This is a genomic window from Streptomyces sp. IBSNAI002 (genome assembly GCF_052244475.1).
Classification (GTDB): domain Bacteria; phylum Actinomycetota; class Actinomycetes; order Streptomycetales; family Streptomycetaceae; genus Streptomyces.
In genome coordinates, this window is the sequence record NZ_JBQPXG010000002.1 from 5,580,410 (window position 1) to 5,593,980 (window position 13,571).

13 protein-coding genes are annotated in these 13,571 nt (G+C 73.6%); 8 read left to right on the forward strand and 5 right to left on the reverse strand.

Features of this window, described 5'->3' with window-relative positions; genetic code table 11:
• Positions 1-52 precede the first annotated feature (52 nt).
• Positions 53-1,969: a DEAD/DEAH box helicase gene (locus ACTVZO_RS27085; RefSeq protein ID WP_443300840.1), complete on the reverse strand. Its 1,917-nt coding sequence runs from the start codon at positions 1,967-1,969 to the stop codon at positions 53-55.
• Positions 1,970-2,444: 475 nt separating this feature from the next.
• Here ACTVZO_RS27085 and ACTVZO_RS27090 point away from each other — a divergent pair, with 475 nt between their 5' ends.
• Entirely contained in the window at positions 2,445-3,203 is a 759-nt protein-coding gene (locus ACTVZO_RS27090; RefSeq protein WP_443300841.1) for a ferritin-like fold-containing protein, read from the forward strand.
• 80 nt (positions 3,204-3,283) lie between these two features.
• Here ACTVZO_RS27090 and ACTVZO_RS27095 read toward each other — a convergent pair whose 3' ends face one another.
• The 4 genes from ACTVZO_RS27095 to ACTVZO_RS27110 all read right to left on the reverse strand — a co-directional run bounded on the left by ACTVZO_RS27095 (position 3,284) and on the right by ACTVZO_RS27110 (position 5,080).
• Positions 3,284-3,586, reverse strand: coding sequence for a hypothetical protein (locus ACTVZO_RS27095; RefSeq protein ID WP_443300842.1), 303 nt, complete (start codon positions 3,584-3,586; stop codon positions 3,284-3,286).
• Between the two features lie 132 nt (positions 3,587-3,718).
• Positions 3,719-3,946, reverse strand: a complete 228-nt coding sequence (locus tag ACTVZO_RS27100) for a DUF3107 domain-containing protein (protein ID WP_069921827.1) — start codon at positions 3,944-3,946, stop codon at positions 3,719-3,721.
• A 126-nt stretch (positions 3,947-4,072) separates the two neighbouring features.
• Positions 4,073-4,735, reverse strand: coding sequence for a TetR family transcriptional regulator (locus ACTVZO_RS27105; RefSeq protein WP_443300843.1), 663 nt, complete (start codon positions 4,733-4,735; stop codon positions 4,073-4,075).
• 126 nt (positions 4,736-4,861) lie between these two features.
• Positions 4,862-5,080, reverse strand: coding sequence for a hypothetical protein (locus ACTVZO_RS27110; RefSeq protein WP_443300844.1), 219 nt, complete (start codon positions 5,078-5,080; stop codon positions 4,862-4,864).
• Between the two features lie 131 nt (positions 5,081-5,211).
• Here ACTVZO_RS27110 and ACTVZO_RS27115 point away from each other — a divergent pair, with 131 nt between their 5' ends.
• From ACTVZO_RS27115 to moeZ, 7 genes are all read left to right on the forward strand, one after another.
• A complete protein-coding gene (locus tag ACTVZO_RS27115; RefSeq protein WP_443300845.1) occupies positions 5,212-6,180 on the forward strand; it encodes an alpha/beta fold hydrolase in 969 nt (322 codons plus the stop codon).
• Positions 6,181-6,185: 5 nt separating this feature from the next.
• Positions 6,186-7,550 carry a DUF3152 domain-containing protein gene (locus ACTVZO_RS27120; protein ID WP_443300846.1) on the forward strand — a complete coding sequence of 455 codons (1,365 nt, stop codon included), beginning with the start codon at positions 6,186-6,188 and terminating at the stop codon, positions 7,548-7,550.
• Between the two features lie 195 nt (positions 7,551-7,745).
• A complete protein-coding gene (locus tag ACTVZO_RS27125; RefSeq protein WP_443300847.1) occupies positions 7,746-9,350 on the forward strand; it encodes a DUF3492 domain-containing protein in 1,605 nt (534 codons plus the stop codon).
• Between the two features lie 326 nt (positions 9,351-9,676).
• The gene (locus ACTVZO_RS27130) at positions 9,677-10,558 is read left to right on the forward strand and encodes a hypothetical protein (protein WP_443300848.1); all 882 of its coding nucleotides are present in this window, start codon (positions 9,677-9,679) and stop codon (positions 10,556-10,558) included.
• The gene (locus tag ACTVZO_RS27135) at positions 10,555-11,562 is read left to right on the forward strand and encodes an NAD-dependent epimerase/dehydratase (protein ID WP_443300849.1); all 1,008 of its coding nucleotides are present in this window, start codon (positions 10,555-10,557) and stop codon (positions 11,560-11,562) included. The genes ACTVZO_RS27130 and ACTVZO_RS27135 overlap by 4 nt, the downstream gene beginning before the upstream one ends.
• The gene (locus ACTVZO_RS27140) at positions 11,550-12,311 is read left to right on the forward strand and encodes a spherulation-specific family 4 protein (RefSeq protein ID WP_443300850.1); all 762 of its coding nucleotides are present in this window, start codon (positions 11,550-11,552) and stop codon (positions 12,309-12,311) included. The genes ACTVZO_RS27135 and ACTVZO_RS27140 overlap by 13 nt, the downstream gene beginning before the upstream one ends.
• Before the next feature lie 64 nt (positions 12,312-12,375).
• Complete coding sequence (moeZ, locus tag ACTVZO_RS27145; RefSeq protein WP_384222576.1) at positions 12,376-13,554, forward strand: adenylyltransferase/sulfurtransferase MoeZ; 1,179 nt, start codon at positions 12,376-12,378, stop codon at positions 13,552-13,554.
• The last annotated feature ends 17 nt before the right edge of the window (positions 13,555-13,571 follow it).

Below are 13,571 nucleotides of genomic sequence, written 5' to 3' on the forward strand. Positions count from 1 at the left end.
ACGCCGATGGCCCGGCCCCCCAGGAGGGGGAACCGGGCCATCGCAACGGTGCTTACGCCTCCGGCGCGGCCGCGGCCTTGCGGGTGCGGGTGCGCTTCGGCTTCGCCGGGGCCTCCTCGGCCACCGCGGCGGCCGGAGCCTCCGGAGCGGCCTCGGCGACCTTGCGGGTCCGGGTCCGGCGGGCCTTGACCGGCTCGACGGGCGGAGCCATCTGGAAGTCCGGCTCCGGAGCCGACTCCGCGACCTTGCGGACGCGGGCGCGGACGGCGCGGGCCTTGACCGGCTCCACGGGAGGGGCCATCTGGAAGTCCGGCTCCGGTGCGGTCTCGGCCACCTTGCGGGCGCGGGTCCGCTTCGGCTTGACCGGGGCCTCCTCGGCCGGGGTCTCGACCACGGCCGCCTCGGCGACCGCGGCGACGGCCTTGCGGGTACGGGTGCGCTTCGGCTTGGCCGGGGCCTCCTCGGCCACCACGGCGGCCTCGACGACGGCAGCGGCCTCGGCGACCGGAGCCGCCTCGACGACGGCCACGGCCTCGACGGCCTGGGCCGGCACCGCGCCCACACGGGTACGGCGGCGGCGCGGCCTGCGCGGCTCGTCGGCGGCCGGGGCCTGCGCGGACTGCGGGGCCTCGGCCGCGGGTGCGACGGCGGCCTCGGAGCCCAGCTCGGCACCACCACGGGTACGGCGGCGCTGACGCGGCGTACGGGTGCGCGCGGGGCGCTCCTCCGTGACCACGGCGGCGGCCGGACCGCGGCCGCCACGGCCACCGCGGCCGCCGGTCTCGCCCAGGTCCTCGAGGTTCTCGGCGTTCAGGCCGGCCCGCGTGCGCTCGGCGCGCGGCAGGATGCCCTTGGTGCCGGCCGGGATGTTCAGCTGCTCGAACAGGTGCGGGGACGTGGAGTACGTCTCGACCGGGTCGTGGAAGTCCAGCTCCAGCGCCTTGTTGATCAGCTGCCAGCGCGGGATGTCGTCCCAGTCGACCAGCGTGACGGCGATGCCCTTGTTGCCCGCGCGGCCGGTGCGGCCCACGCGGTGCAGGAAGGTCTTCTCGTCCTCCGGCGTCTGGTAGTTGATGACGTGCGTCACGCCCTCGACGTCGATGCCGCGGGCGGCGACGTCGGTGCACACCAGCACGTCGACCTTGCCGTTGCGGAACGCGCGCAGGGCCTGCTCGCGCGCGCCCTGGCCCAGGTCGCCGTGGACGGCGCCCGAGGCGAAGCCGCGCTTCTCCAGCTGCTCGGCGATGTCGGCCGCCGTGCGCTTGGTGCGGCAGAAGATCATGGCCAGGCCACGGCCCTCCGCCTGCAGGATGCGGGAGACGAGCTCCGGCTTGTCCATGTTGTGCGCGCGGAAGACGTGCTGCGCGATGTTGGCGACGGTCGCGCCCTCGCCGTCCTCGGACACGGCGCGGATGTGCGTCGGCTGGGACATGTACCGGCGGGCCAGGCCGATGACCGCGCCCGGCATGGTCGCCGAGAACAGCATGGTCTGACGCTTGGGCGGCAGGTGGTTGATGATCTTCTCGACGTCGGGCAGGAAGCCCAGGTCGAGCATCTCGTCGGCCTCGTCGAGGACCAGCGCGCGGATGTGCGACAGGTCCAGCTTCTTCTGGCCGGCCAGGTCGAGCAGGCGGCCCGGGGTGCCGACGATGATGTCGACGCCCTTCTTGAGCGCCTCGACCTGGGGCTCGTACGCGCGTCCGCCGTATATGGCGAGGACGCGGACGTTGCGGACCTTGCCCGCGGTCAGGAGGTCGTTGGTGACCTGGGTGCACAGCTCGCGGGTCGGAACCACCACGAGGGCCTGCGGGGCGTCGGTCAGCTGGTCCGGGCGGGCCCGGCCGGCCTCGACGTCCGCGGGGACGGTGACCCTCTCCAGCAGGGGAAGGCCGAAACCGAGCGTCTTGCCGGTGCCGGTCTTGGCCTGGCCGATGACGTCCGTGCCGGAAAGGGCGACGGGAAGGGTCATCTCCTGGATCGGGAAGGGGGACACGATGCCGACGGCCTCGAGGGCTTCGGCGGTCTCGGGGAGAATCCCGAGGTCTCGGAACGTAGTCAGGGTGCTGCCTCTTCTGTGAGACGCGGCCCGAGGCGGCGAAGGGGGTCGTACCGTGCCTGGCTATGCCGTACTGCTACGTACGAAGCTGCGCGGGACCACTGCCGTCGCTCAAGCGCTCTTGCCGCTGAGGGGGCCCCTCGTGCGGGGAGGTGCACGTCTGCGCACACACCACGCCACTGAGGGCGGTCGGTTTGGAGCCGATCGGGCCACCGACCGGGCATCCTCATTCGGATGGCCCGCCGAGTATCCGGCAGGCGCATTACCACTGTACCCCGGAATCGCGCAGCTGTGTCGGGCGAATTCATCACCGCGGCACGTTTAGGCAGACCGGCGGTGACCAGGCGTGGTGACTTGAGCCGCCTTTCGGCGGGCTATTGTGCGGAGCATGTCGACCGTAGAAAACGCCACGCCCGCCGGCGACGGCACCCCCGCCGAAGCCGAGGGCATCGCCGCCCAGGACTGGGCGGCCGCCTCCGCCTCGCCGCAGTACCGGGCCGCCGTCGTGGACCTGCTCGGCGCGCTCGCGTACGGAGAGCTCGCGGCCTTCGAACGCCTCGCGGAAGACGCGAAGCTCGCGCCCACCCTCGACGACAAGGCCGAGCTCGCCGCCATGGCCTCCGCCGAGTTCCACCACTTCGAGCGGCTGCGCGACCGGCTCGCGGCGATCGACGCCGAGCCCACCGCCGCCATGGAGCCCTTCGCCAAGGGCGTGGACGACTTCCACCGCCAGACCGCGCCCTCGGACTGGCTGGAGGGCCTGGTCAAGGCCTACGTCGGCGACTCGATCGCCAGCGACTTCTACCGCGAGGTCGCCACCCACCTCGACACCGACACCCGGGCCCTGGTCCTCGGCGTGCTCGACGACACCGGCCACGGCAACTTCGCCGTCGAAAAGGTCCGCGCCGCCATCGAGGCCGACCCGCGCTGCGGCGGCCGCCTCGCGCTGTGGGCCCGCCGGCTGATGGGCGAGGCCCTCTCGCAGGCCCAGCGCGTGGTCGCCGAGCGCGACGCGCTCTCCACCATGCTGGTCGGCGGGGTCGACGGGATGGCCGCCGGCTTCGACCTGGCGGCCGTCGGCGAGATGTTCACCCGGATCACCAAGGCGCACACCAAGCGGATGGCGGCCCTCGGCCTCGCCGCCTAGCCCCGCCGCCCGGAAGCGGGCCACGCGTACGCCGGCCCCGGCACGGAGTCATCCGTGCCGGGGCCGCGGTGCGTCAGGGGTCAGCCCCGGGTCGGGAGCGAAAACGGAGTCCTGTGCGGGGGCCTGCGGGGCCCGGAGGCCGGCCGGAGGAGCAGGGACAGCACCACCGCGGACACCAGCACGGCCCCGACGAAGGTCGCGGTCAGGGTGTTGTGCCCCGGGCCCAGCGCGAAGTGCGTCAGATAGGCCCCGAACAGCGCGCCGAGCACCCCGCTGACCAGGACCACCCGCGGGGCGGGCAGCCGTCCGGAGAGCATGCGCGCGGCCGTCGCGGACAGGGCGAGGCCCAGCAGGGCAGAGCCGAGCACTTCCATCAGCAGCATGAAGTCCCTCCCACACGTCAGGGCAAACGCCGTCACTGCGGTCCTACCCGAAGCGGAAGACACGGAAACGGCCCGGTGGGAGCAACCACCGGGCCGTTTCAGACAGTTCTCGGCACGTCAGGTGCCATCGCGTCAGAGCGCTCCGAAGCCGACCTTGCGCGTGCTCGGCTCGCCCAGGTCGACGTACGACAGGCGGTCGGACGGCACCAGGACCTTGCGGCCCTTGGTGTCGGTGAGGCTGAGCAGCGGTGCGGTGCCGGACAGCGCGGCGGCGACGATGCTCTCCAGCTCCTCGGCGCTCAGGTCGCTCTCCAGCACGATCTCCCGGGGTGCGTGCTGCACGCCGATCTTGACCTCCACGGCTATGTCCCTCCGACGGTCCGTTTCGCGCGATCAGCCGCGCCGTACGCGGTCCACATTAGCCCGGAGAGGGGACGGGAACCGCGCGCAGCGGACACGCTCGCAGCGAACAGCGCCTCGCGCGGCTCAGCCTTCGGCGTCCTGGTCGCCGCCCTGCTCGCTGCCGTGCAGCGGGAATCCCGCGATACCGCGCCAGGCGAGCGAGGTCAGCAGGCCCACCGCCGTGTCCCGGGCGACCGGGCTCTCGCTGGACAGCCAGTAGCGGGCCACCACCTGCGAGACCCCGCCCAGGCCCACGGCCAGCAGCATCGACTCGTCCTTGGACAGGCCGGTGTCCTCGGCGATGACCTCGCAGATGGCCTCGGCGCACTGGAGCGAGACCCGGTCGACGCGCTCGCGCACGGCCGGCTCGTTCGTCAGGTCGGACTCGAAGACCAGCCGGAAGGCGCCGCCCTCGTCCTCCACGTACGCGAAGTAGGCGTCCATCGTCGCCGCCACGCGCAGCTTGTTGTCGGTCGTCGACGCGAGCGCCGTGCGCACGGCGAGCAGCAGGGCCTCGCAGTGCTGGTCCAGCAGCGCCAGGTAGAGGTCGAGCTTGCCGGGGAAGTGCTGGTACAGCACCGGCTTGCTCACGCCGGCCCGCTCGGCGATGTCGTCCATGGCCGCGGCGTGGTAACCCTGCGCGACGAAGACCTCCTGAGCCGCGCCCAGCAGCTGGTTGCGCCGGGCCCGGCGCGGCAGTCGCGTGCCCCGCGGACGCGCTGCCTCGGTCTGCTCGATGGCTGTCACGCCGCCTCCCACTTTCTCTAAGAACACAGTGCGCTCTGCGCCGCGCGGCCATCGTACTTTTCGGTAACCGAATCTGGTGGGTTCAAGCCGACTTTTCTCGCGGTACGGACCGGTCGGACGTGCTGGTCAGCGGTAGTCGTCGTCGTCCAGGGGCACCACCCTGGCCTGCTCCACGGCGTCGCCGTCATTGGCCTCGCCGCGATCCACACCGGTGACCGGGTCGTCCTCCCGCGACGGCTCCACCTCGGTCAGCTGCTCGGCCAGGTCCGCCTCGGGCGCTTCGGGGTCGACGACTTCCGGAAACGGCTCCCGGAAGGTGTCCGGCTCCGCAGGGTCGACAGTCATTCCGCTCCCCTCGCTTCCTTGTGCTCACTTACGAGCCTAGGAGGCTTGCCGATACCCCGCTATACGGATCGCCATGCCTCTGTGACCGCGAACACAAGGAGTCCGGCGTGATCGTCTCGTAACATTGCCGCATGTCTTCGACCGAGCTGCCGGGTGTACGGTCCACCGCCGAGCCCTCCGCCCCGGCGGGAGCGGTCCGGGTGGCCGATGGAGAGCAGCTGCGCACCGTCGCACTGCCCGGGCTGGAACTGGCGGTCCGGGTGCGCCCGCCCGTCCGCACGGACCTGCCGCCCGCCCTGTTCGTCCACGGACTCGGCGGTTCCTCCCAGAACTGGTCCGATCTGATGGGGAGGCTGGCCGACACCGTCGACGGCGAGGCCCTCGACCTGCCCGGCTTCGGCTGGTCCCCGCCGCCCGGCGACCGCGTCTACTCCGTCACCGCGTTCGCCCGCGCCGTCATCCGGTACCTCGACGCGGCCGGGCGGGGGCCGGTCCACCTGTTCGGCAACTCCCTCGGCGGCGCCGTCTCCACCCGCGTCGCGGCCGTCCGGCCCGACCTGGTGCGCTCCCTCACCCTGGTCTCGCCCGCCCTGCCCGAACTGCGCGTGCAGCGGTCGGCCGTGCCGACGGCGCTGCTCGCCGTACCGGGGATGGCCGCGCTGGTGGGCCGGATCGCCCAGGGCCTGACCGCCGAACAGCGCACCCGGGGGGTGACGGAGCTCTGCTACGGGGACCCCGCACGGGTGACGCCGGAGGGGTTCCGCAACGCGGTCGAGGAGATGGAGCGGCGGTTGGCGCTGCCGTACTTCTGGGAGTCCCTGAGCCGTTCGTCCCGCGGGATCGTCGACGCCTACACCCTCGGCGGCCAGCACGGACTGTGGAGGCAGGCCCAGCGGGTACTCGCACCGACCCTGCTGGTCTACGGTGGCAGGGACCAGCTGGTCTCGTACCGCATGGCGCACAAGGCGGCCGCAGCCTTCCGGGGTTCGCGGCTGCTGTGTCTGCCCGAGGCCGGGCACGTGGCGATGATGGAGTACCCCGAGGTGGTGGCCGCCGCCTTCCGGGAGCTGCTCCAGGACACCGAAGACGGCAGAGGCTGAGAACCGTGGGACGACATAGCCGCAAGGCGCCCGCGCCCGCACCGGCGCCCGCACCCGAACCGGTGCCGGCCCCGCGGCCGTACGAGCAGCCGTACGAGCAGTCGCACGGGCGGCCGCCGGTGTACGAGGAACGCGGCCGGTCCTGGCCCGAGACCACCGTCACCCACCAGGGGTACGTGCCCGAGGAGCGGCCCGTCCCCGCCGGCCATCCCCAGCAGTACGAGGGCGGCGGCGCCTGGGGGGCCCGGGCCGACTCCGTGTACGGGGACTGGCGCGGAGTCCCGCGGCCCCGCACCACGACCGCCCTGCTGGACACCGACACCCCGGCCTTCGGGACTCCCGCGGTCGGCTTCCCGCAGGTCACCCTGGCCCCGCCCGAGTCGGTGCCCGCGCCCGCCCGGGTCCCCGCCCCCGCCTCCGACCCGGCCGGCGACGCCCTCACCTCCACCGGCTCGCACCGCCGCGTGCCCGGGCCGCGCAAACCCGCCGACGCGGCGCCTGACGAAGCGTCGGCACCGCGGCCGGAGCAGCCCGGCTCCGGCCGCGGCCTGAAGGTCCGCACCTACACCGGCATGGCCGCCGCGGCCGTCACCACCGTCCTCGCCGTGGTCGTCGCCGGGCAGGTGGCCGCCGACGGCGAGCGCGTCCAGCACGGCACGCTCGCCGCCACCGACGACGGCCGGGCCGACGGGGGCGCCTCCCGCTCCGACGGCCGCCCGACGCCGGAGGCGCCCGCGCAGGCACCCGCGCCCGCGCCGGCGCCGGAGCTCACGTACGAGCAGAAGATGGCCCAGCAGCTGCCGATCGACGAGAAACTCGCCGGCTCCGGCGCCTTCGACACCGTGCCGGGCGTGGCCAAGGCCCCCGGCAAGGGCAAGCTCGTGCGCTACCGGGTCGACGTGGAGCAGGGCCTGGGCCTGGACCCGCAGCTGTTCGCCGAGGCCGTCCACCGGACCCTCAACGACGACCGGAGCTGGGCCCGCGGCGGCGCCAGGACCTTCGAGCGGGTGCCGGGCGGCGAGACCGACTTCGTGATCACCCTCGCCAGCCCCGGGACCACCGCGAAGTGGTGCGCCAAGTCCGGCCTGGACACCACGGTCGACAACGTCTCGTGCGACTCCGCGTCCACCGAGCGCGTGATGATCAACGCGTTCCGCTGGGCCCAGGGAGCCGCCACCTTCGGGCCGGACCAGATGCTCGCCTACCGCCAGATGCTCATCAACCACGAGGTCGGACACCGGCTCGGACACAGCCACGTGAACTGCCGCACGCCCGGCGCACTCGCCCCGATCATGCAGCAGCAGACGAAGTCGCTCGACATCGGCGGCATCCAGTGCAAGCCCAACCCGTGGGTTTTCCCCGGTAGTTGACCGCACTTCACGCAGGCGTTCCGCCGCGTAGCGCGCTCGAACGCGAACCGTACGGGAAAGTTACGACTCTTCACCCCTTCCGGTGGCGCGACGGACAACCGTCCGTCGCGCCTTCGGCATATCCGCTTGAGTTCTTCCGCGGCGGGTCGCCTGACCGACGGTGACCGCCTGAACGGGAGATCGGGGGTGCCACTCGTGCGGATCGGACTGCTCACGGAAGGTGGTTATCCGTATGCCACGGGAGAGGCGAGGCTGTGGTGCGACCGGCTCGTGCGCGGGCTCCCGCAGCACGAGTTCGAGCTCTACGCACTGAGCCGCAGCGCCGAGCAGGAACGCGCGAGGGTCCCGCTGCCCGGACACGTCACCGGAGTCCGGACCGCCCCCCTGTGGGCCCCGGCCGACGACGGGCGGACGTACTCCCGGCGCGAGCGCCGGCGGTTCGCCGACTGCTTCCGGGAACTGGTCCACGGGATCTGCGCCGGAGAGGCGCCCGCGTTCGAGGCCGGGCTGTACGGACTCGCCGGACTCGCCCGCGAACAGGGCGGCCTGTACGCGGCGCTGCGCTCCGAGTCCGCGGTACGGCTGCTCGAATCCGCCTGCCGGGCACGGGGCGCCGGGCGGACCGTACAGGCGGCGCAGGTGCCGGACCTGCTGGAGTTCGTGGACGAACTGGAGCGGATGCTGCGGCCGTTGTCCCTCGACTGGTACGAGGAGGGCGCCCGGCTCGGAAGCCTGGGCGCGGTCGACGTCTGCCACGCGGCGGCGGGCGGGGTCGCCGCCCTCCCCGGGCTGCTGGCCAAACGCTTCTTCGGAGTCCCGCTGCTGGTCACCGAGTACGGGGTCCAGCTGCGGGCCCACTACCTCGAGCAGCGCCCGGAGGCCCGCCCGGCGGTACGGGCCCTGCTCGCGGCCTTCCACATCCGGCTGGCCGCCGAGATCTACGCCCGGGCCGACCTGCTGACCCCCGGGAACGCGCACGCCCGACGCTGGCAGGAGCGGTGCGGGGCCGCCCGGGACAAACTGCGCACGGTCTACCCCGGGATGGAGGCGGACCGATTCGCCACCGTCGGGGAGTCCGCGGACTGCGGGGACCCCGACACCCTCGTGTGGGTCGGGCGGATAGAGCCCGCCAAGGATCTGATCGCCCTGCTGCACGCCTTCGCTGAGGTCCGCAAGGCCGCCCCGCAGACCCGGCTGCGGATCTTCGCCGCGGCCGCGGCCCCCGGCTACCTCGCCGACTGCCGCTCGCTGGCCGCCCAGCTCTTCCCCGACGAGGCCGCCGACGCCGTCACGGTCGGGGAGAACCCCGTCACCTTCGAGGAGATCGGCGGACCCGACGCGCCGACGCCGGCCGAGGCGTACGGCGCCGGGCGGGTCGTCGTGCTGTCCTCCGTGATCGAGGGCTTCCCGGTGACCCTGGCCGAGGCGATGCTGTGCGGCCGCGCCACCGTCTCCACCGACGTCGGCGCCGTCTGCGAGGTCATCGGCGGCACCGGGCTCGTCGTCCCGCCGCGCAACCCGCGGGCGCTGGCCGACGCGTGCCTGGCGCTGCTGCGGGATCCCGAACGGGCGCAGCGGCTCGGCGCGGCCGCGCGGGCCAGGGCGCTGGAGCTGTTCACCGTCGAACAGAACGTGGCCGCCTTCCGGGAGATCTACCTGAGGCTGCTCGCCGCCGGGTCGGCGCGGCCGGACGGGGGGGTCCCCTTCTCCCGGCCCGCCGAGGCGCGGGTGCCGGGGCATTGGACCAGCCCGACCTGGGCCGAGCCGGTGCCGGTGCCGGTGCCGGAGGCGACGGCATGACGGGGCTCCGCGTGTCCGCCTCCGGCGGGGAGGAAGGTCTGACTGCCGGTGCGGCGCCGTTGCCGGGGCTCCGCCCCGGACCCCGCGCCTCAAACGCCGGCGGGGCTGAAATCGGACCCCGTGCCGTGAGCGGCGGCGGGGCTGAAATCGGACCCCGTGCCGTGAGCGGCGGCGGGGCTGAAATCGGACCCCGTGCCTTGAGCGGCGGCGGGGCTGAAATCGGACCCCGTGCCGTGAGCGGCGGCGGGGCTGAAAACGGGCCCCGTGCCGTGAGCGGCGGCGGGGGTGAGGTCGGGCGGCGGGGGAAGGGGGATCCCGTCAAGGCCTTGTTGCACCGGCATCGGGAGTTGTGCGGGCGGGCCGTGGATCCGCTGGAGATCGCGGCCGGGCTGGAGGCCCACGGGATCACCGACCGCACCGCCCGGCGCTTCCGGCACCGGGACGTCTTCTCGCTCGCCGAGGAGCTGTACGCCCGCACCCCGCGCGGGGACGCCCCCGCCGCCGAGCGCACCCAGGCGCCGGCCGGGCCCTCCCCGCTGCTGGGACTCGGCTTCGCGCTGCTGCCGGGAGCCCTCGCCTTCGGGGCGGCCTCCGCCGCTCCGGCCTGGGCCGGGCCCGTGGCCGCGGTCCTGACCGTCGCCGCGCTGGTATGGCCCGGCCGGGCCGGCGGCGGGCGGTTCCCGCTGGGCGCTCACCTGCTCGCCGCGGCCGTCGCGGGATGGGCCGCGCACCGGTACGGCACTTCCCTCACGCTCGCCCTCGCCCTGGCCGTCGCCCCCGCGCACCTGGCCGCCGCATCGTTCGCGGCCCGGGCCAGGACGTGGCTCGCCGGGAGCCGGGCGCTGGAGGACTTCGCGGACCGCGTACGGCCGCTGCTCCTCGTCACCGTCGCCGTGTTCGCCGCGGCCGCCGCCGGGGCCGCCGCGCTCGCCGGAGCCCCGCTCACGGCGGCCGTCCCGCTCGCCCTGCTGCTGTTCCTGACCAGGCTGCTGCTGCGCCACGGAGCCCACCGCGGGCCCGTCGCCGCGGCCCTGGCGCTCGCCCTCGTACCGGTCCCGGCCGCGGCCTCCGCCGCGGCCGCGGGACTCCTCGTACACGCGGTCCTCGCACTGTCCCGCGCATCCGCCCATGCGCGGCCCCGTCCACCCACCCGCAAGGAGAAACAGAAGATGACCGGCCAGCCAACCAACCAAGGGGCCACGCGATGAGGGTGCTGCTGATCGGAGCCAACGGATACCTCGGCCGCTACGTCGCCGACCGGCTGCTCGCCGACCCCGCCGTCCAGCTCACCGCGCTCGGCCGCGGCGACGACGCCGACGTCCGGTTCGACCTCGCCACCGGAAGCCCCGGTGCGCTGACCCGGTTCCTCGACGCCGTCCACCCGGGCGTCGTGATCAACTGCGCCGGTGCCACCCGAGGCGGAGCCCGCGAGCTGACCCGGCACAACACGGTGGCCGTCGCGACGATCTGCGAATCGCTGCGCCGCAGCGGCTGCGGGGCCCGCCTCGTCCAGCTCGGCTGCGCCGCCGAGTACGGGCCCAGCCAGCCCGGCTCCTCCACGGCCGAGGACGCCGTGCCGAGACCCGGCGGACCGTACGGCGTCAGCAAACTGGCCGCCACCGAGCTGGTGCTCGGCTCCGGTCTGGACGCCGTCGTGCTCCGGGTCTTCTCGCCCGTCGGCCCCGGCACCCCGGCCGGCTCCCCGCTCGGCCGCCTCGCCGAGGCCATGCGGCGGGCCATGCAGTCCGGGGACGGGGAGCTCAAGCTCAGCGGGCTCGGCGTGCAGCGCGACTTCGTGGACGTACGGGACGTGGCCCGTGCGGTGCACGCCGCCTCGCTCTCGGCGGCCCAGGGCGTCGTGAACATCGGCACCGGCCGCGCGGTCCGGCTGCGCGACGCGGCCGCCGTCCTGGCCCGGGTCGCCGGGTACGGGGGCGCGCTGCACGAGCTCGACGTCCCGCACGGCGGGCCCCAGCAGCACGCGCACCCCGGCCGGCCGGCCGGTCTCGCCGCCATCGGGTCCCCCCGCTCCGAGGCGACCGCCGAGCAGCTCGCCGGCGCGGCGCCGCAGGCGTACCCGTACCCCGACGGGTGCGGCGCCTGGCAGCAGGCCGATGTCCGCACCGCCCGCGACCGGCTCGGCTGGCGGCCGCGGATCAACCTGGAGGAGTCCCTCGCGGACATCTGGATGGAGGCGGCGTGCCGCATCTGACCACCCCGCCGGGGGCCGCGACGGCGTCCGCGACCGAGGCCGGCCGCCTCGGTCTGGGCATCCCCGGCTACGCGCACCCGCTGCTCGCCCCCGTCGAATGGGCCGAGCTGACCCGCCCCGGGACCCCGCTGCACTGGGCGGTCCTCAACATCACGGACGGCCCGGGCGGGCGGCCCGACCCGCACTGCACGGAGGCCGCCGCGAAGCTCCGCGGCGCGGGCGGCGGCCCGCGGCTCCTCGGCCATCTCGCGATGCGGGAGGGCGAGCGGTCCTTCGGGGAGCTGGTCTCCGATGCCCACCGCTTCCGCGACTGGTACGGGGTGGGCGGCTTCTACCTCGCCGGCGCTCCGTCCGGCAAGGCCGAACTCGCCTCGGTGCGCCGGGTCGCGGACACCCTGCGCGGCCTGGGCGAGGAGGTGCGGATCGTGCTCGGGCACGGCACGCACCCGTACGAGGGCTACCTGGAGGCCGCCGACCAGCTCGTCACCTTCTCCGGGGCGTGGGCCGACTACCGCTGGTCGCAGGTGGCGGAGTGGACCGCCGACCATCCGCCGGAGCGGTTCTGCCACCTCGTGCACGGGGTGCCGCGCACGCACCTCGAAGAGGCGATGCGCATCGCCCGCTGGCAGGGTGCGGGCACCATCTGGTTCACCGACCGGCGCGGGGCGGCCGATCGTGACCCGTGGGCGTCCATGCCCGCCTACTGGGACGAAATCGTCTCGCGGATCGGGACGGGTGTCTTGGAATGAAGACGGGCGTGGCAGTGTTACGGGAAGAACCACCGTTGAGAACGTCACCATCTACGGAGTCCCCGTGTCGCTGCCACCCCTGGTCGAGCCAGCTGCTGAGCTCACCGTTGACGAGGTTCGTCGGTACTCCCGCCACCTGATCATCCCCGATGTGGGGATGGACGGCCAGAAGCGCCTGAAGAACGCCAAGGTGCTGGCCGTGGGCGCGGGCGGCCTCGGCTCGCCCGCCCTCATGTACCTGGCCGCGGCCGGCGTCGGCACGCTGGGCATCGTGGAGTTCGACGAGGTCGACGAGTCGAACCTGCAGCGTCAGATCATCCACAGCCAGGCGGACATCGGCCGTTCCAAGGCGGAGTCGGCCCGCGACAGCGTGCTGGGCATCAACCCGTACGTGAACGTGGTCCTTCACGAAGAGCGGCTCGAAGCCGAGAACGTGATGGAGATCTTCAGCCAGTACGACCTCATCGTCGACGGCACGGACAACTTCGCCACGCGCTACCTGGTCAACGACGCCTGCGTGCTGCTGAACAAGCCGTACGTGTGGGGCTCGATCTACCGCTTCGACGGCCAGGCCTCGGTCTTCTGGTCCGAGCACGGCCCGTGCTACCGCTGCCTGTACCCGGAGCCCCCGCCGCCGGGCATGGTCCCGAGCTGCGCCGAGGGCGGCGTGCTGGGCGTGCTCTGCGCGTCCATCGGGTCCATCCAGGTCAACGAGGCGATCAAGCTCCTCGCGGGCATCGGCGAGCCGCTGGTCGGCCGCCTGATGATCTACGACGCCCTGGAGATGCAGTACCGCCAGGTCAAGGTCCGCAAGGACCCCGACTGCGCGGTCTGCGGCGAGAACCCGACCGTCACCGAGCTCATCGACTACGAGGCCTTCTGCGGCGTCGTGTCGGAGGAGGCCCAGGAGGCGGCCGCCGGCTCGACGATCACTCCCAAGCAGCTCAAGGAGTGGATCGACGACGGCGAGAACATCGAGATCATCGACGTCCGCGAGATCAACGAGTACGAGATCGTCTCGATCCCCGGCGCGAAGCTGATCCCCAAGGGCGAGTTCCTGATGGGCACCGCCCTCCAGGACCTCCCGCAGGACAAGCGGATCGTCTTGCACTGCAAGACGGGTGTCCGCAGTGCGGAAGTCCTCGCGGTCCTGAAGGCGGCCGGCTTCGCGGACGCGGTCCACGTCGGCGGCGGCGTCATCGGCTGGGTCCACCAGATCGAGCCGGACAAGCCGATCTACTAGCGGTCGCCGAAGGGGCC